This window comes from Endozoicomonas sp. SESOKO2 (genome assembly GCF_024606245.1).
In the GTDB taxonomy this organism is placed as follows: Bacteria; Pseudomonadota; Gammaproteobacteria; order Pseudomonadales; family Endozoicomonadaceae; genus Endozoicomonas_A.
In genome coordinates this window covers 1-17,252 of record NZ_JAHHPQ010000773.1, presented here as the reverse complement: position 1 = coordinate 17,252, position 17,252 = coordinate 1, and the positions used below count along the sequence as shown (strand labels likewise).

Here is a 17,252-nt window from a genome sequence, read left to right as displayed (position 1 = left end):
CCCAGCTCAGTCAGTTTATCGGCAGAGATTAGCTTTTTCAGAGTGTTTCGCATAGTTTTGCGGCGTTGCTGGAAAGCTTCCCGAACCACCCTTTCCAGCAGTTTTACGTCATCTGCCGGGTAAGGTAAATCTCTATGAGGCTCAAGCCGAACAATAGCTGAGTCAACTTTGGGGGCAGGTTTGAAACAGCCAGGGCCCACAACAAACAGGTTGTTCACCTTGCAGTAGTATTGAGCCATGATGCCCAGTCGCCCATAGTGCTTTTCACCGGGCTGGGCTGCAAGTCTTTCCACAACCTCTTTCTGTAACATGAAATACATGTCGCTGATCTGTCCCTGAAACTCTAGCAGGTGGAAAATCAGGGGAGTGGATATATTGTAGGGCAGGTTGCCTACCAGCCTCAGTGTTTCGCCTTCTCTAATAAGAGAGGAGAAATTGAACTTGAGTGCGTCTCCTTCGTGAATTCTGAACTCAGGATTCAGGCCAAATCTGAGCTTCAGGGTCGGGATAAGATCCCTGTCGAGTTCAATTACATCCAGCTGCCCGGCAGCGTCCAGCAGAAACTCGGTCAGTGCACCCTGACCCGGGCCAATTTCCACAATTCGGTCGCCTGCCCTTGGGTGTATGGAACGGATAATCCGTTGAATGACACCGTGATCGTGCAGAAAGTTCTGACCAAATCGTTTACGGGACTTGTGGTAGGGAATTTCAGCCATGCTTTTGACAAACTTAACGAGCAATAGAGGGGGCGCTATGATAGCGGCAGACAACCCTTTTGGCTACCGAACCATATCGAGAGCATAACGAACAGCAGCAAACAGGCTTCCCGAATCGGCTTTTCCTGTGCTTGCCAGATCCAATGCTGTGCCATGATCAACAGAAGTGCGAATGATTGGAAGTCCCAGGGTAATGTTGACGGCATTGCCAAAACCTTTGTACTTCAGAACTGGCAGACCCTGATCATGATACATCGCCAGAATGGCGTCAGCAGTCTCAAGATATTTGGGGTTAAAGAGCGTGTCTGCAGGCAGAGGGCCTACCAGATTTATACCTTCACTGTTTAACTTCTCGAGTACTGGAATAATGGTTTCTATCTCTTCCATGCCAAGGTGACCCCCTTCTCCAGCATGGGGGTTAAGACCGCAGACCAGAATTCTGGGATTCTCGATCGCAAATTTTGTCACCATATCCCTGTGGAGAATTTTGATGACTCCTTCCAGAGAGGATCGCGTGATAGCAGATGAAACGTCCTTAAGTGGCAGGTGGGTGGTGGCCAGTGCGACCCTCAGGCCTTCTGTTGCCAGCATCATAACGACTTGTTGAGTGTTGGTTTTTTCGGCCAGAAATTCTGTATGACCACTGAAAGAAACGCCTGCATTATTGATCACTTCCTTGCTGATAGGAGCGGTGACCATGGCATCAAACAGGCCGCTCTGGCAGCCTTCGATGGCATAGCTCAACATTTCCAGAACGTAGGGGCTGTTGGCTTCATCCAGCTGACCGGCTGAGCAGGGTTTGGGTAAGGAGACTGGGGCAACGAGAAGTATTCCTTCTCTGACGGGTTCTTTTTCATCAGGGTTGAATAATTCAAAGGTAACATCCATGCCCAGACTGTCTGCACGTTCCGCCAAAAGCTCTGGGTCTGCAGCAACTACTATTTGTACTGGCGAAGTATAATAAGCCAGCTGAAGGCAGAGGTCGGGTCCGATACCTGCGGGCTCGCCTGAGGTAATGATCAGTCTGGGCAGTGTGTTGCTTGTCATAAGTCAGCCATGAACCAGGGAAAATACAATCCACGAGAGTCTATATAAAAGCAACGCCCCGGAAAACCGGGGCGTCAATTTTATCTGGGTTTCGACTCAGAGACGAATTTCAATGTAGCTCTGATCTCTGATTTCACGTAACCACACCTGAAGCTCTTCTTCAAACTTACGGTTGCCCAGTATTTCACGGACCTTGTTTCTGCGGACCCGGTCGCTGATATCTGAGTGACGTGTGCCCAGTACCTCCAGAACGTGCCAGCCGTAAGTGCTCTTGAAAGGTTCGCTGACTATTTTTTCGGGCGTCTCTTTCATGGCTTTCTGGAATTCCGGAACCAGAGATTTCGGAGAAACCCAGTTCAGATCCCCGCCATTCAGAGCTGAGCCAGTGTCGTCAGAGTAGGCCTTGGCCAGTTCAGCAAAATCCTCACCGTTTTCAATTCGGTCGAAGAGGTTTTTGGCCAGCATCTGTGCCTCAAGGTCGCTGCGAATCTCGTTGGGCTTGATCAGAATATGGCGAACGTGTATCTGATGCTCCATATGCTTCTCGTTACCGCGAGTGTCGATTAGCTTGAAGATGTGAAAACCACCAGGACTGCGGATCGGTGCAGATACTTCTCCGTCTCTCATCTTCAACGCCTGTTCAGCAAACAGGGTTGGCAGTTGATCAGCGGAGCGCCAGCCAAGGTCGCCACCGTTCAGAGCACTCTGGCCGCTGGAGTAGGTGAGCGCCATTTCGGCAAAGTTGGCACCTCTATCAAGCTGAATAGCAATATTGTTGGCCTTCTTTTCGGCTTCCCGCACCTGATCAGGTGATGGGTTATCCGGTGTGGCAATCATAATATGACCCAGACGATATTCAGTCTGCATGCTGGCCTGACCTTCCGGCGACTTGAGGAAATTATTCACTTCCTGCTCGCTGATCTGAATGCGTTCAGCAATCTGGCGCTGACGCACGCGGTTAATAACCATCTCGCGTCGGATTTCTTCCCGGGCATCGGCGTATGACAGGCCGTCTGATTCAAGATTTTTTCGGAACGCCTCAACGGTCATACCATTGCGCTTGGCGATTTTGCTGATAGCGTCATTTAACGTCCAGTCATCAACGCGGATTCCACCACGCTGACCCATCTGCAGTTGCAGGTTTTCAAGAATCAGCTGGTCAAGTACCTGCTTCTTGAGGATGTTGTCTGGTGGCATGGGGATACTTCGGCTGTTCAGCTGTCGCTGCACAGCTTCAATACGGTTGTTCAATTCGCTTTCCATTACCACGTCTTTGTCGACGATGGCAACAATGCGATCCAGTGGTACGGGCTTGGCGTTGGCCGTACCACCGACTGCTGCAAGGGCGCAGCAGGCGGCAAAGAATAGATTCTTCAATCCCGTCATCATTACTTCTCGTGAATCTCGTAACCTTGGATACCTTGCAAGTATTCCGTTCCGGAGCTACCGGTTATATTACCCAGTCCACGAAGGATGAACTGGAAGAAAACACCGCTCTTCGGATCAGGGTGGTCGATATTATCGTCTGTTTCGATCCATGAACGCCAGAAAAACCGAACCTGATAACAGCAACTGTTGTATTCGACACCCGCAAGGCTCTCAAGGTTCCTTTTGTTGGTTAAATCATATTGCCAGCGTCCCAAGCCTACCCAGTGGGTGGTCGAAGGAATCGGCCAGGCAAAAGACAGATCGGTTTGTTTCAGGTTGTTATCAGCAGTTTCAAAGATTGGATTACCATTCTGGTCGGTGCCAATCTGAATATTTTGTCCATCTTTGTCTTGAACATACCGATCAACCTGATCCCTGAAACGGAAACCGAGGTTCAGAGTCTTACGCTGTTCAGGCTGCCAGCGATAGTAAAGACCATAGTTGTCCAGACGATTCTCGTTGGTATTCCAGGAGAAATCCTGCCTCAGGCTCATTGTGCGATTGAAATTGTAGATGAATTCCGATGCCAGGGGCGACGTTGGTTCGGTCAGTTCGTTCCTGAGCCTTGCATCGATAGCGTCAAGGTTTTCGTCTACATCCTCAGGTGGTTTGCCTGCCTGCCCGAGGTTGCTGGCGATGTATACCTCGCGATCTTTGAAGTAGACAATTTGACCGATACCAAAGCGCATTCTTTCAAAGCCGTCGTCTTCAATGAGACGGGTCGTTACACCCAGAGAGAGCTGGTTGGCATCGCCAATACGATCATAGCCACTGAAGCGGTTATCCAGCCACAGAGAACCGTAGGTGAAGCCCATGGCGCCTGTGTCAAAAATCGGGTTGTACTCCTGATTCTCGACATAAGGCACATAAAGGTACTTGGCTCTGGGTTCCAGAGTGTGTGTAAAGTCGGTGCCGAACAAGTCGGTAAAGCGCTCAAAATAGAGGCCACCATCAAGACTAAAGGAGCCAGCACTGGTGTTTGGAGACTTTGTGAAGTCGCTATCGTTAAACGTTCGGTCAATGTAGGAGTTACGGAGATCTTCCATGACTTCCTGCTGGCTCAAATTATTCAGGCTGTAGTTTACACTCCGAACCTTCACTTCAGGTGTCAGGAAGCCCCACATTGTCTGCATTGGATAGCTGATACCCGCCTGTCCATAAGCCCGACCCCCTTCGGCTTTTTTGATACCAAAGCCCTCATCGTAAACGCTTTCTCTGGTATCAGGGTCATCGAAGTCCGGGTGCTGGATTTCTCTCACAAAGCGCCAGTCTTCGGCCCGACTGAACTGAGTGTAATCCGCCAGATAATTAACCTGCAATGTTTCGCCTGCCTGCCAGTTGCCGCTGAAGACCATCTGTGGAAGCTTGTTATATGGGTCATCAGACGTCTGACTCATATTTTTGAACTGGTGAGCATTCAGGCTGAAGGTCCAGTTGTTGTAGGCATTGCCACCCAGATATCGGGTACCTGCCATCTGGTTCAGTGGACTGGAGCTGGACAGCTTTAAATGGGTGCCAAAGTCCTCGATGTAGTTTTTGTCACTGGCATCGGCATAGTCGAGTTCTGCCGTCCAGCGCTCAGAAAAACGCTGCTTATATCGCACACTGGCCAGCCAGCGCTCCTGATCGTAATAAGGATTTTCTTTTTCCAGCTTGTCCTTGTTAGTCAGACCAGCAATACCAACTTCACCTTCACCGCCTTCATTCATGTAGCGGAATTCATTTTCCAGCAGCAGGCCTCGTTTGGAGATAATGCGAGGAGTAATGGTGGCGTCGTAATCAGGAGCAATATTCCAGTAATAGGGCAGGGTAAAGTCCAGGCCATTATCACTGTCAGAGGCTATTGTCGGGTAGAGAAAGCCGGATTGGCGGCGATCATCAATCGGGAAATACATGTAGGGCGTATAGAAAAACGGCAACCCTCCAACCCGGATAACAGCGTCACGTGCCGTACCATAACCAGTATTGCGATCCAGGGTGACATTCTTGCCTGTTAGCAGCCAGCTTTCATCACCGGGGCGGCAGGTGGTGTAGGAGGCATCTTCGAGAACCAGGGTAGAGTCCTCGTTCCGAATGATTTCTTTGGAACTCCCTCTGGCATGGGCCTCATGCATGGCGTAGCTGGCATTCTTGATGGTAGCCCGGCCAGTATCGAGCAGCATATCACCGTAATCACCGACCAACAGAGTACCGGGCTCACGATAAACCACGTTGCCTTCGAATTCGGCATGGTTGGTAGCGCGATTCATTCTCGCAGTATCGCTCTGGATTTGACGGTTGCCCTGTCTGATAGAAACGTTGCCGGTAAGAGTGCCTATGTCATTCTGGCCAAAAGAGGATTCATCGGACTCGGCAACGATAGGTGCTGTATCAGAGTTGCCCGTGAAGTTTTTACCGGGACGGGCAGGCTCTGAATAGTCACCTGTGCACCAGGGTGTTGCCTGATCCAGTGCTTTCTGTTCATTCTCGTTGAGCTGGGATTTGGGCACCCAGTCAAGCCTTTCCCGAAGGTTTGCGCGGCGATGGCCGGTAGCGACAGTCACCGTTTGACCGCTGGCTTTGTTTCGGGCGGATTGGGTGACTGGCGGGGCAATGGGGCGAGAAGCCCGATTCATCACACCTGGCTTTATTGGCTCGGCGGAACACTGCCAGCCGGCACCATCAGAGCTGGCTTTACAGTTCCACTGATCATCAGGCGACAGGGTGGATTCTCCATAAACCCGGGTGGCCGGTTGGCTGGCAAGCAGCACGGTAGCAATCGCCAGTGTTAATGTCGCTGGTTTGAAAGGTAGAGGGTATTTCTCCATGAGATCAATTATCCCGTGCCGTTCTTATTACCACGGTTTGACGCTTTTTTTCACAACTCCAAATTAAGTCGGGTCGGGAGAAAGCGTTAGACCATGGTCGATGGCTGTTTAAATCTGCTCTGGCATGCGCACAGAGAACCTTGTTACACATCCTGCTGTCGGAGGCAGCATTTTCTACTAATAAGGACATCTGTACAGCAGTGGTTCGGGCCTTATGTGTGGTTGTCATGATCGCCAGCTGTTCCGAAAACATGAAGGTTCAGATCACAAGCCTGCCTGAGACCGGCAGACCTCTGAAAATCGTAGAGCGAACATCTGCTTTTTGCCATGAGCGAGTGTCCGGCTGAGTGTTTCAGGAAGACGGTGATTTCGGTTCATGGTGTTGCAGTGGAGGATAATACCTGAATTCCCTCTGAATAGTGTGCTAAATGGCGCTTCTTTTGTTTTTTTACCTTCCGCCTGAAGACTCGGCATTCCATAGCTTGTTCACAATTTGTTACTGAGCCTGATTGTTCACGCAGTGAACAATCAGTGGGGTCCGTTATATTACCCTTACTAGTCTGTGTTACTCTGTCTTTCAGTGCAATACATTTCAACACTTTGATGTTAAACCTTCCGTCGTTCAGCCCGAATATTGCATAGATAGCCATGATTAAAAGGTATATGAGCAAGTGACTCTATGAGTCTGAAGGTGACCGCTCAATCAACACAGGATATGTAAAGCAAGTGACACCCTCTCCTAACGACCGCCTTCAGCAATTGAAACAATGGGCGTATAAGGCTTTAACACCGGGTCAGGCGTTACTCGACCGGGACGGCCAGATGAGTCCTGTGGGTGGTGATGCCGGCTTCAGGAATTATTATCGACTTCAGGTTCCTGAAGGTACATTGCTGGCAGTGGATGCCCCGCCAGAAACTGAAGATTCCCATGCTTTTGTCTCAATTGCTGGTTTGCTCAAGGCCCAGGGCGTTTGTGTGCCGGATGTGCACTCAGTCGATTATCAGTCAGGCTTTATGTTGGTGGATGACTTCGGCGATACTCTGTTGCTTCAGGCCCTGAACGACAATACTGTTGATGAGCTTTATGGCAAAGCTCTGGATGTTATTCTGCAAATCCAGAAGTGCGAGCCTGATGCTCTGCCTCCTTACAGTCGTGAGCTGTTGATGACAGAGCTGGACATCTACTCCCATTGGTTTTTGAAAGAACTGCTGAGGCTGGAGGTCGAAAGTCGCTCCAACAATCAGCTTGACCGGCTGTTTGAACTGCTTACCGAGGCAGCACTGCAACAACCTAAAGGGGTTGTTCATCGTGACTTTCATTCCAGAAACCTGATGGTGCTTTCCGAAGGAAAACTCGGGGTCATTGATTTTCAGGGAGCCCTCCACGGCCCAATATTGTATGACGCGGTTTCTTTGTTGAAAGATTGTTATATCAGCTGGCCGAGGCACAAGGTGGAGAGTTGGTTGAGGTTGTTTATCAAGTCTCACCCCCGGCTGAAGGAAGTGAGCTTTGAAACCTGCCTCAAATGGTTTGACTGGATAGGACTGCAGCGACATCTCAAGTGTCTCGGAATATTCTCCCGGCTTTGGCTCAGGGATAACAAGCCCCGGTACCTGCGGGAGATTCCAGCGACCTTTGCCTATGTTCTGGATGTCTGTGAACGTTACGAAGAGCTGGCTTATCATGCCAAATGGCTCAGGCAGTCTGTGGCACCGATTCTTGATGATTGCATTGCATCTACACGGAAAGAGACTGAACAATGAAAGCAATGATTCTGGCTGCCGGCCTGGGAACGAGGCTGAGACCACTGACTTTGGAAAAACCCAAGCCACTGGTAGAAGTGGGCGGTAAACCCCTGATAGTACATCATCTGGAAAACCTTTCAGAGGCTGGCTTCAAAGATATAGTGATCAATCATGCCTGGCTGGGAGAAAAACTGGTTGCAGCCTTGGGTAATGGCAGTCATTGGGGGCTGAATATTGAATATTCAGCGGAACCTGAGCCTCTGGAAACCGGTGGTGGTGTTTTCAAGGCGCTGCGTCTTTTGGGTGATGATCCTTTCTTTTTGGTCAATGGTGATGTCTATACCGACTATGCTTTCCAGTCTCTGCCAGATTCACCCAGAGGTCTGGCTCATCTGGTACTGGTGGATAATCCTGACTTCAAGGAAACCGGAGACTTTGCCCTGGATAGTCATGGGCGGGTTCAGGCGGACGGTCAAAACAAGCTGACTTTCAGTGGATTGAGTGTGTTGTCACCAGAACTCTTTGCACATTGTAAATCCGGGGCTTTCAAGCTGGCACCTCTGTTGATTGATGCGATGGCCTCGGGCAAAGTTACGGGCGAACATTATTGCGGACTCTGGACCGATGTCGGCACAGTGGAACGTTTGCAGAGTCTGGAAGAACATTTAAATCAGAGCAGGGCAACATGACAGCAATTCTGATCGGTGTATTCATCGGTTTTGTGTTTGGAGGGCATTTCGGAGCGCTATTTGGTGGCATACTGGGCGCCTGGATAAACCGGAATTACATTAATCCCAATCAACAGGGGGGCGGGCCCCGTGGGTCTTTCAATCGTCAGAGGGCTCAGAGTGCGTTCTTCCAGGCCACTTTTCTGGTGATGGGCAAGCTGGCCAAGGCTGACGGGCGAGTCAGTGAGGATGAGATTGAAATGGCATCAGCCATTATGAATCAGATGCGCCTGTCACCGGATCAACGTGAGGCCGCGATCAATCTCTTTAATCAGGGTAAACAGCCTTCGGCAGATATCAGTGCAGCTCTGGCTGAGTTTCGCAGGGTCGCTGGCTCGAGTACCTTGCTTCCCCTGTTTCTTGAAATTCAGCTGCAGGCAGCCTACGCCGATGGCAGCCTGACACAGGCTGAGAGAGCTGTATTCAAGCAGTTATGTGATCAACTGGGTATCAGCCAAATCAGTTTTGAGCTGCTTCATAAAAGGTTTCAGGCTCAGAGAGCTTATTATCATGCCGGAGGCCGGCAAGGGGGGGGCTGGGCGCGTCCGGATAGTGGGCAAACCCTTTCCAAGGCTTATGAAGTGCTGGGTGTTGAGTCTTCCGCAACGGACAGTGAAGTGAAAAGAGCCTATCGGAAGCTGATGAGTCAGCACCATCCTGACAAGCTTGTGGCCAAAGGTTTGCCGGAAGAAATGATGGAAGTCGCCAAGCAGAGAACTCAGGAAATTCAGGCGGCCTACGATCAGATTCGGGAGCACCGGAAGAATAAATAATCCTGGTGCATTTTGTTGGGAACTTTCCCGAGATGGATTAGACTAATATTGCTCTTAACCGCAGAAAATGGAATGCCTGTAGCATTGGAAGGGACGCCTTCCCTCTCACAGGAGATTCTTCCGTGTATACGGTCAGACAGCGCTTCATATACTGGCACATTCCAGCCACAACCCGAATCACATTGAAAAGAGAGCAAGGAGAAGTCTACTGCTTCTATCCAGTCAAACGGGTGAAAAAGTTACAGAGTGCTGTGAGGTATATTATTCGTCAGATTCATGAACCTGCTGCAAAAACGATACGGGATCGCAGGGTAGTTCTTTGCTAAGTTTGAACAAACTGGCAGGTGCAGCAATGCCGACCTGCCAGAAGGTTTTCATCATGAAATCAGGCTTTGCTCCCCTTAAGGCCAAACCATGTCAGGTAAGTAAATCCGATCAATGGAATAATAAAGGCCAAACTAATTTCTGTCATATCTGAAATCCACCCCATCATTGCGGTGAGCACAGCGCCACCAAGAATGGCCATAATCAGGCAGCTGCCGCCTAGCTGAGTGTCTTTGCCCAGGCCATTCACAGAAAGGCCATAAATGGTAGGGAACATCAACGACATGCAGCCAGAGATAACCACCAGAGCATAAATACCAGCATAGCCATCGCTCATCATTACAACGACAGTCATAACAGCCGCGACCGTGGCAAGCCCCCCCAGCAACTTCGCAGGTTCGATGTAGCGCATTAGAGAGGTACAAAGGAAGCGGCTGCTACTGAATAAGAGGATTGAATAAAGGTAATAGGTCGAAGCTTCTGCCTCGTTACCTCCAATATTATTCATGACATAACGGATCGTCCATGACCAGCAGCCAATTTGTGCTCCCATGTAAAGAAACTGACCAAGTACCCCGCGGACAAATACTTTCTTTCTAAAGAGGCGAGCAAAGGATTTTGAATAGCTGTATGCTTCAGAGGCATCCACCGCTTTTGGCATTCTACAAAGCACTATAGAGAGCCAGACTCCCAGAATGACGGCAGCCGTCATTATGTATGGCACCATAACAGCCATTAATTCCTGGGACTGGATAGCTTTCAGCTGCGTAGTCGCCATGGCACCGCGCTCCGCGTCTGAAGCCGGATTCAGCTGGCTCAGGATATAGAATTTCCCGATCAGGACTCCGGCAACTGAACCTAAAGGATTGAAGGACTGGGCAAGGTTCAATCTCTGGGTGGCGGTGTCCTGTGGTCCCATAGAAATAATGTATGGGTTGGCACTGGTTTCCAGGATGGATAGCCCGCCAGCCAATACAAACAGAGCTGCCAGAAAGTGGGAATACTGCATAGTCTGGCTGGCGGGATAAAACAGCAATGCACCGAACGCAAACAGACCCAGCCCAAGCAGTACACCGGATTTGTAAGAAAACTTTTTAATGTAGACAGCAGCAGGAAGAGCCAGGCAGAAGTAAGCACCGTAGAAAGCCATCTGAACAAGACTGGATTGAGCATCGTTTAAGATGAAGACCTTACGGAACTGGGCAATGAGTACATCGGTCATGTTATGTGCCAGTCCCCATAAGGCAAAACAACTGGTTATCATTACAAAAGGAACCAGTAACTTTTTTGGCACAAAGGGTGATTTTTTTCTGGTAGTCGATTTGCTATCGATAGACTGGGTTGTAGATAATTCACTCACTACATGTCTTCCCCTGGATGATATAAATCAAGCCTTAACCCAACAATAAGTAATCAATATCCACGGACACCCCGGGCCGCTTTTCGGGGAGCAGGCAGTGACACCTGTCAAAAGCTCGCACAATGCACCTGTGAAAAGCACCCGTAAAAAAGGTGGACAACTGACGTATTGCTATATCGGATTAAATTTACGAAATCCCTCATGCCATAGCTGTCCTGTCATGAACGCATTCCAATTGCCATAGAGGAGAGCATGAATGGCTGCCTGCAAACCGTTGCCTCAGTAGGTTTTCCGATGAGTTTCCGGGAGGGAGTATAGTTTGGTTGCTCAGTTATGCATGGCAGTTTTGCCTGAATTGTATTCAGGCTCAAAATACGTGACTCTGGGAACTGGCTCGTTTGAGCCCAACCCTGTGTTTTATGACAGGATTGGGTCGTGAGGTTGTGACAGGTATTCTCTGGATTGCATCTCTTGTAGACGACTGATGGTGCGCTGGAACTCAAAGTTCAGCTTGCCGGAGGTGTAAAGTTCTGATAGGGGAGATTCGGCGGTCAGGATGAGTTTAACGTTGCGGTCATAGAACTCGTCCACCAGATTGATAAAGCGCCTGGCCTGATCGTCTTTCTTTTCGCCCATTTGTGGTACATTTTCCAGAATGACTGTCTGGTAAAGACAGGCCAGTTCTATGTAGTCGTTCTGGCTTCTTGGACCATCACAGAGTGTCGCGAAACTGAACCAGCCTATGTCTTCGCAGGTGCGCTTGCTGTTGATCAATCTGCCCGCTATCTCAATGATCTCGGCTTCCCGGCAGTGGCTGATATCCGGTGCCAGGTCATTGAATGTTTTCTGCAGATGTCGATCGGCTTCCGTTCCTAATGGACTGTGGTAAGTGTCTGCTTTTTCCAGGAGGCGGAGGCGATAGTCCGTGCCGCCATCAACGTTGACCACCAGAGTATGCTCCTTTATCTGAGCAATGGCTGGCAGGAAACGGATTCTTTGCAAACCGTCTTTGTAGAGCTCATCGGGTACCACGTTGGAAGTGGCTACCAGTGTAATGCCTCTCTGAAAGAGTTGCTCAAAGAGACCACCTAAAAGCATGGCGTCGGTGATGTCAGAGACAAAAAACTCGTCAAAGCAGATTACCCGGGTTTCAGCAGCCAGTATTTCTGCCACTTTATCCAGAGGGTTCTTTTCTCCGGACAGATTTTTCAATTCACCATGAACCCATCGCATGAAGTGGTGGAAGTGCATGCGCTTTTTCTCGGGGAACGGCAGGCAGTCGTAAAAGGTGTCCATCAGATAGGTTTTACCCCGGCCAACGCCTCCCCAGAAATAGAGTCCACGAGCGGTGTGGGTTTCTTTGTCGGCAAAAGGGTTGATGCGTTTGAGCAGAGAGGTGCGGGGAGTGACAGCCGTCAGTTGATCAAAAAGACGCTGGAGATGCTGAACCGCTGCTTCCTGAGCCGGGTCATGGCTGAAGCTGTCTTTCTTTAAGTCCTGCTGGTAACGAGATTCCGGGGTCATGCTGGTCATTCAGTTGTTATTTCACTCTATCCATCGTTGACGGGGTTCGTATCAATAGTTGATGAAACAGTAAAGGCTCACCCCTATATCGGCTGGCATGCGATGTACTCTCTTTATTACAAAAGGCTGGAATAAAGGAGCACAATGTAACCTTCCTGCTTTAGCAGGACAAGGTATGTTTTGGCATCCGGATGTTACACAACCGCTCTATACTTTGCGCATAAAAGATTATAACTTTGACATCAATAAGGGACGTGAAATGTTCCACCCAATGAGGCGATGCTGTGGAAAATGTGAATGTACTTTGGTTTGTAGGCAGTTTGGCATTTTTAGCGGGAATAGTCGGTGGTGTACTTTTGTACCATTTACTGGCAGGCCCTCGTTCAGATCGAGGCAAAATGGAAGCTCAGCTGGTAGAGCTGGAGGCTGAATTTAAACAGTACCAAGATAGCGTGGCCGATCATTTTAATACAACGGCGCACCTGATCAACAAACTGACGGACAGTTATAAAGATGTCCACGAGCATATGGCTAACGGAGCCGAATCACTGTGTGACGATGACAATGTCAAGAACAAGCTCAGTGATTCTCTGATCAGCAGCACTGCCTTGCTGTCGGGGCAGATTCCAAAGCGCCGTAGCGAGCGTCCAAAGCCGTTGGAGCAACCGCTGGACTACGCACCTAAGACAACCGCTTCGGATGAGAAAGGCACCTTGTCTGAAGACTTCAGGATAACATCTGAAGCCCAAGAGGCGGTGAGTAGTCAGAAAGCTTCTTGACCCTTTGATCGCTCTGAAAATTTTTGAAAGCCCTGCAACAGAGGCTGTCTCAATAGCTGGGCAGTTTGGTCAGGACAGAGAGTCCAGATATTTTTCTGCGTCCAGAGCCGCCATGCAGCCGGTGCCGGCGGAAGTAATAGCCTGACGGTAAACATGATCCATAACGTCACCCGCAGCAAATACACCTTCTTTAGAAGTCAGTGTCGCATTGCCTTCCGGGCCGCCGTTGACCTTGATGTAGCCGTCTTTCATTTCCAGCTGACCTTCAAAGATACCGGTGTTCGGTGTGTGACCGATGGCAATAAAACAGCCTTCGGCGCTGATTTCACGAAGCTCGCCTGTGTTTACATTCCTGATGCGAACGCCAGTCACGCCCATGTCGTCACCCAGTACCTCATCCAGAGTAGAGTCGAGAGCCAGTTCCATGTTGCCGTTTTCTGCACGCTCCATCATCTTGTCCAGCAGAATTTTTTCTGCACGGAAACCCTGACGACGGTGAATCAGAGTGACTTTTTTAGCAATGTTAGAAAGATAGAGAGCTTCCTCAACAGCGGTGTTACCGCCACCCACAACCACTACGTCCTTGTTTTTGTAGAAGAATCCATCACAGGTAGCACAGGCGGATACGCCCTTGCCCTTGAAGGCTTCTTCGCTGTTCAGACCCAGGTAACGGGCGCTGGCACCGGTGCTGATAATCAGGGCGTCACAGGTGTAAGTATCGGTGCCTTTCAGGGTGTAAGGTTTCCTGCTCAGATCGACCTCTTCGATATGATCAAATATGATTTCGGTACCAAAGCGTTCTGCATGAACGCGCATGTCTTCCATCAGGCCGGGGCCTTGAAGACCTTCGGGGCCTCCTGGCCAGTTGTCCACGTCTGTAGTGGTGGTCAACTGCCCGCCCTGTTGCATACCAGTGATCATAACCGGCTTCAGGTTTGCCCGGGCAGCGTACACTGCAGCAGTGTATCCTGCAGGACCGGAACCCAAAATCAGTAGCGGGACGTGCTTGGCTTCACTCACATTTTACTCCTTGAACGGGAATGTCTGTCAGAGACAGAAAAAATCTCTGATAGTAAGGGATTCATAATTCGTTAAACTGGGTGAATAATAACGGCTTGCGCTGACGAGAACCAGAATCTCTTCAGCGATCGGTTTGTATTTACTATCAAGCTGACTATCTGTCGTCAGCTGGTGTGCAACATCAATAATAGGAATTTTGCTATGCCAACGCCTGTGCCGGGAAGTGGACTCGGCTATTTTTTCAAGGGTATATCCTATCTTCCAGATCCGGCTATCCGCTGGTATGTATTGATTCCACTGACCGTTAATATTCTGGTGTTCAGCTTTCTGATCTATCTCGGTCTTGAGCAAATGAGTGTGCTGATGGAGTCGTTGCTTAACTGGCTGCCCAGCTGGCTATCTTTCCTTGAATTTTTGCTCTGGCCACTTTTATTTCTGGCCATGTTGGGTGTCGTCTTCTTTACCTTTACCATCGTCGGGAATTTTATTGCATCACCCTTCAATGGCCTTCTTGCCGAGAAAGTTCAGAACCTTCATGGTAAGTCAGACCTGCCCGAATACGAGTTGAAAGACTGGCTGACCCTGTTGCCCAGAGCCATAGGTCGGGAGATCAGAAAGCTGATCTACTACCTGCCCAAGGCTGTGATTCTTTTGATTTTGTCCTTTATCCCTGTGGTGAATCTGATCACTCCTGTGCTCTGGTTTATGTTCAATAGCTGGATGATGTCGATCCAATACTGTGACTATGCTGCAGACAATAGAGGAGTGTCGTTTAATGACATGCTGGATCGTCTAAAACAGGATAGAAATTATGTCTGGGGCTTTGGTGCAACCGTCACGCTGGTTATGCTGATTCCCTTTATTAATTTACTGATCATGCCGGCTGCTGTCGTGGGTTCCACGATGCTTTGGGAGGATCGGATTGAGTAGTACACTTTCTGCCTGAGTTTTTGCAAACCACCCGAAGGGCGACGACCTGAACCTGTCAAATTCAGGCAGACGTTGCGTCAGCGATCTATCGGGCTGAAGAAGCAGGTGTTAGGCTTAGGCCAGTTTTCGACTTTGAGGCTTGGAGGTCTATTAATGAACTGTCTTTTCTGCAGTATAGTGGCAGGGGAAATTCCCGTCGATAAAATCTACGAGGACGACGAAATTCTAGCATTCAGGGATATCAATCCTCAGGGGCCTGTGCATGTTCAGGTGATTCCCAAGAAGCACATCGCAACACTTAACGACGCGACTTTCGAAGATCAGGCTGTATTGGGAAAGATGGCGCTGGTGGCCAGTCAGATTGCCAAAGATGAAGGCTTTGCTGAAGACGGTTACAGAACGGTGATGAACTGCAATAGTCATGGCTGTCAGTCGGTTTATCACATCCATCTTCACCTGATTGGTGGACGCCAGATGAGCTGGCCTCCAGGCTGATGAGCCTTGCCTGAAACTCTGGCCGTGGGAAAACGCTGCTTTTGAAGTCCGGATCTTCCCGCTAAAGCGTGAGTTCAGGCTTCAAGCTTCAAGCTTCAAGCTTCTATAATCTCATAGCTGTGGGTGATTTCGACACCACCCTTGCCGAGCATCATGGCGACAGAGCAATACTTGTCTGCAGACAGTTCTATCGCACGCTGCACATGGGACTCTTTTATTGCTGTGCCCTTCACCACAAAGTTCAGATGAATTTTGGTGAAGACAGCGGGTACAGCATCGGCACGTTCAGCTTGAATAACAACGTGGCAGTCAATGACCTTCTGGCGAGCTTTTTCCAAAATACCGATCACATCAACGGATGAGCAGCCGCCCAGCCCCATCAGAATAAGCTCCATCGGGCTGGGTGCGGATTTAACACTTCTATCTGCGTCCATGACAACAGAGTTATTACTGTCACTCAGTCCCAGAAAGCGTTCCTGATCGACCCATTTGACTTGTGCTTTCATTACAGCGTGTTTCCTTTCTTTAAGACGGCTATCAGCATTAAACCCACAAGCTTCGCAAATCAGGAGCCTGTCATGGGAGTTGTGAGCAGCCAGACAAATATCCCCATCGTCTTTTATCAAAATCCAACGGGTATCAAGCGACTATCTTACCTCAGTAGAGAGAGGTCAGGCTAACCGGGATTATTTTATGATGGTCATTTTCTGTGAGTACTACCCATTAGGGCTTGGGCTCATCGGAGTAGTGATGCTGAGCGATCGGTGGCGATGTAATAACAGTGAGGAATGTTAATGAGCTTTTTTGGAACAAAAAAGTAAAAAACCTGTTTTTTCAGGCTGTGTATTAAGTAAACCCGAATAAGCATGGCTATATTGCTGTTTTAGTGTCTTATTTCTCCTGGAGTTGAGATCATGTTCAGTAAACTCAGTGGGTTATCGGGTGTAGTGGTCGTGACAGTCTTGCTATCTGCTTGTACCTCCTCCAATGAAAGCTTTACGGTCAAGGTGAATCAGGTTTCTCCTTCCGGGGTGGGCGCTGACCTGGGAACTGTCACTGTTACGCCAGCTCCAGATGGGGGGGTGGAATTTACGCCCAATCTTCATGACCTGCCACCAGGAGAACATGCTTTTCGTGTCCATGAAAACCCCAGCTGCGAAGCCGGCTCGAAAAATGACATGATGATGGCGGCACATGCAGCCGGGGCAGCTCTTGATAGTTTGCCCGGACTTACTGTAGACGACAAAGGTTTTGCCACAAGTTCTGTGGTAGCCAGGAATTTGAAGCTGACTGATCTGGAAGGGCGCTCGCTGGTTATCGATTCTGACGTCGATACCAGTAGCGACAACCCTCCGTTAAAGGGGGGTGGTACAAGAGTTGCCTGCGGGATTATCAAGTAGCGAATAAGGTTGGCTGCTGAGCATGGAGGAGGCACTTCTATCCGTGGTAAAGAAGTGCCTTCTTTCGGGATTTCGCCTTAACTGAAGGTCTGATGTTCCGCGAAAAGAGTACATTGGTCATGGCTAGCAGCCTGTCGGACTTAAGGCTGTCCTACTGCGGTTGCAATAAATTGGT

Annotated in this window: 15 protein-coding genes; 7 read left to right on the top strand and 8 right to left on the bottom strand. The window is 49.4% G+C overall.

The annotated features are described in order from the left end of the window. From rsmA to KDK17_RS18515, 4 genes are all read right to left on the bottom strand, one after another. Positions 1-716 (bottom strand): 16S rRNA (adenine(1518)-N(6)/adenine(1519)-N(6))-dimethyltransferase RsmA (gene rsmA, locus KDK17_RS18530; protein ID WP_257288758.1); only part of this gene is annotated, 716 nt, incomplete at its 3' end. Between the two features lie 63 nt (positions 717-779). After that, the gene (gene pdxA, locus KDK17_RS18525; protein WP_257280494.1) at positions 780-1,763 is read right to left on the bottom strand and encodes a 4-hydroxythreonine-4-phosphate dehydrogenase PdxA; all 984 of its coding nucleotides are present in this window, start codon (positions 1,761-1,763) and stop codon (positions 780-782) included. 96 nt (positions 1,764-1,859) lie between these two features. Next, positions 1,860-3,152 carry a peptidylprolyl isomerase gene (locus tag KDK17_RS18520; protein ID WP_257280495.1) on the bottom strand — a complete coding sequence of 431 codons (1,293 nt, stop codon included), beginning with the start codon at positions 3,150-3,152 and terminating at the stop codon, positions 1,860-1,862. Further along, complete coding sequence (locus KDK17_RS18515) at positions 3,152-5,998, bottom strand: LPS-assembly protein LptD (RefSeq protein ID WP_257288757.1); 2,847 nt, start codon at positions 5,996-5,998, stop codon at positions 3,152-3,154. The genes KDK17_RS18520 and KDK17_RS18515 overlap by 1 nt, the downstream gene beginning before the upstream one ends. 726 nt (positions 5,999-6,724) lie before the next feature. Between KDK17_RS18515 and KDK17_RS18510 the strand changes: the two genes are divergently transcribed. Genes KDK17_RS18510 through djlA form a run of 3 tightly spaced genes read left to right on the top strand, consistent with a single transcriptional unit; the run spans position 6,725 to position 9,245 of the window. After that, positions 6,725-7,762 (top strand): phosphotransferase, encoded by a 1,038-nt coding sequence (locus KDK17_RS18510; protein WP_257280497.1) that lies wholly within the window; start codon positions 6,725-6,727, stop codon positions 7,760-7,762. Further along, positions 7,759-8,433, top strand: a complete 675-nt coding sequence (gene murU / locus KDK17_RS18505; protein ID WP_257280498.1) for an N-acetylmuramate alpha-1-phosphate uridylyltransferase MurU — start codon at positions 7,759-7,761, stop codon at positions 8,431-8,433. Before KDK17_RS18510 ends, murU begins: the two co-directional genes overlap by 4 nt. Next, a complete protein-coding gene (gene djlA / locus KDK17_RS18500) occupies positions 8,430-9,245 on the top strand; it encodes a co-chaperone DjlA (protein ID WP_257280499.1) in 816 nt (271 codons plus the stop codon). The genes murU and djlA overlap by 4 nt, the downstream gene beginning before the upstream one ends. A gap of 385 nt (positions 9,246-9,630) precedes the next feature. Here the strand turns inward: djlA and fucP are convergent, their stop codons facing one another. Both fucP and zapE read right to left on the bottom strand, forming a co-directional pair. Then, positions 9,631-10,929, bottom strand: coding sequence for an L-fucose:H+ symporter permease (fucP, locus tag KDK17_RS18495; RefSeq protein WP_257280500.1), 1,299 nt, complete (start codon positions 10,927-10,929; stop codon positions 9,631-9,633). Positions 10,930-11,346: 417 nt separating this feature from the next. Further along, on the bottom strand, positions 11,347-12,453 hold the full coding sequence (gene zapE / locus KDK17_RS18490; protein WP_306670744.1) for a cell division protein ZapE: 1,107 nt from the start codon (positions 12,451-12,453) through the stop codon (positions 11,347-11,349). 284 nt (positions 12,454-12,737) lie between these two features. Here zapE and KDK17_RS18485 point away from each other — a divergent pair, with 284 nt between their 5' ends. Further along, positions 12,738-13,232, top strand: coding sequence for a YhcB family protein (locus KDK17_RS18485; RefSeq protein WP_257274589.1), 495 nt, complete (start codon positions 12,738-12,740; stop codon positions 13,230-13,232). A 69-nt stretch (positions 13,233-13,301) separates the two neighbouring features. Here the strand turns inward: KDK17_RS18485 and trxB are convergent, their stop codons facing one another. Continuing rightward, positions 13,302-14,252 carry a thioredoxin-disulfide reductase gene (trxB, locus tag KDK17_RS18480; protein WP_257280501.1) on the bottom strand — a complete coding sequence of 317 codons (951 nt, stop codon included), beginning with the start codon at positions 14,250-14,252 and terminating at the stop codon, positions 13,302-13,304. A gap of 201 nt (positions 14,253-14,453) precedes the next feature. On the opposite strand from trxB, the gene cysZ reads away from it, so the two are divergent. Both cysZ and KDK17_RS18470 read left to right on the top strand, forming a co-directional pair. Next, entirely contained in the window at positions 14,454-15,182 is a 729-nt protein-coding gene (cysZ, locus tag KDK17_RS18475) for a sulfate transporter CysZ (protein ID WP_257280502.1), read from the top strand. Positions 15,183-15,335: 153 nt separating this feature from the next. Next, a complete protein-coding gene (locus tag KDK17_RS18470) occupies positions 15,336-15,677 on the top strand; it encodes a histidine triad nucleotide-binding protein (RefSeq protein WP_257280503.1) in 342 nt (113 codons plus the stop codon). A 95-nt stretch (positions 15,678-15,772) separates the two neighbouring features. Here KDK17_RS18470 and KDK17_RS18465 read toward each other — a convergent pair whose 3' ends face one another. After that, a complete protein-coding gene (locus KDK17_RS18465; protein ID WP_257280504.1) occupies positions 15,773-16,183 on the bottom strand; it encodes an OsmC family protein in 411 nt (136 codons plus the stop codon). Between the two features lie 408 nt (positions 16,184-16,591). Between KDK17_RS18465 and KDK17_RS18460 the strand changes: the two genes are divergently transcribed. Further along, on the top strand, positions 16,592-17,077 hold the full coding sequence (locus KDK17_RS18460) for a superoxide dismutase family protein (protein ID WP_257280505.1): 486 nt from the start codon (positions 16,592-16,594) through the stop codon (positions 17,075-17,077). Positions 17,078-17,252: the final 175 nt, after the last annotated feature.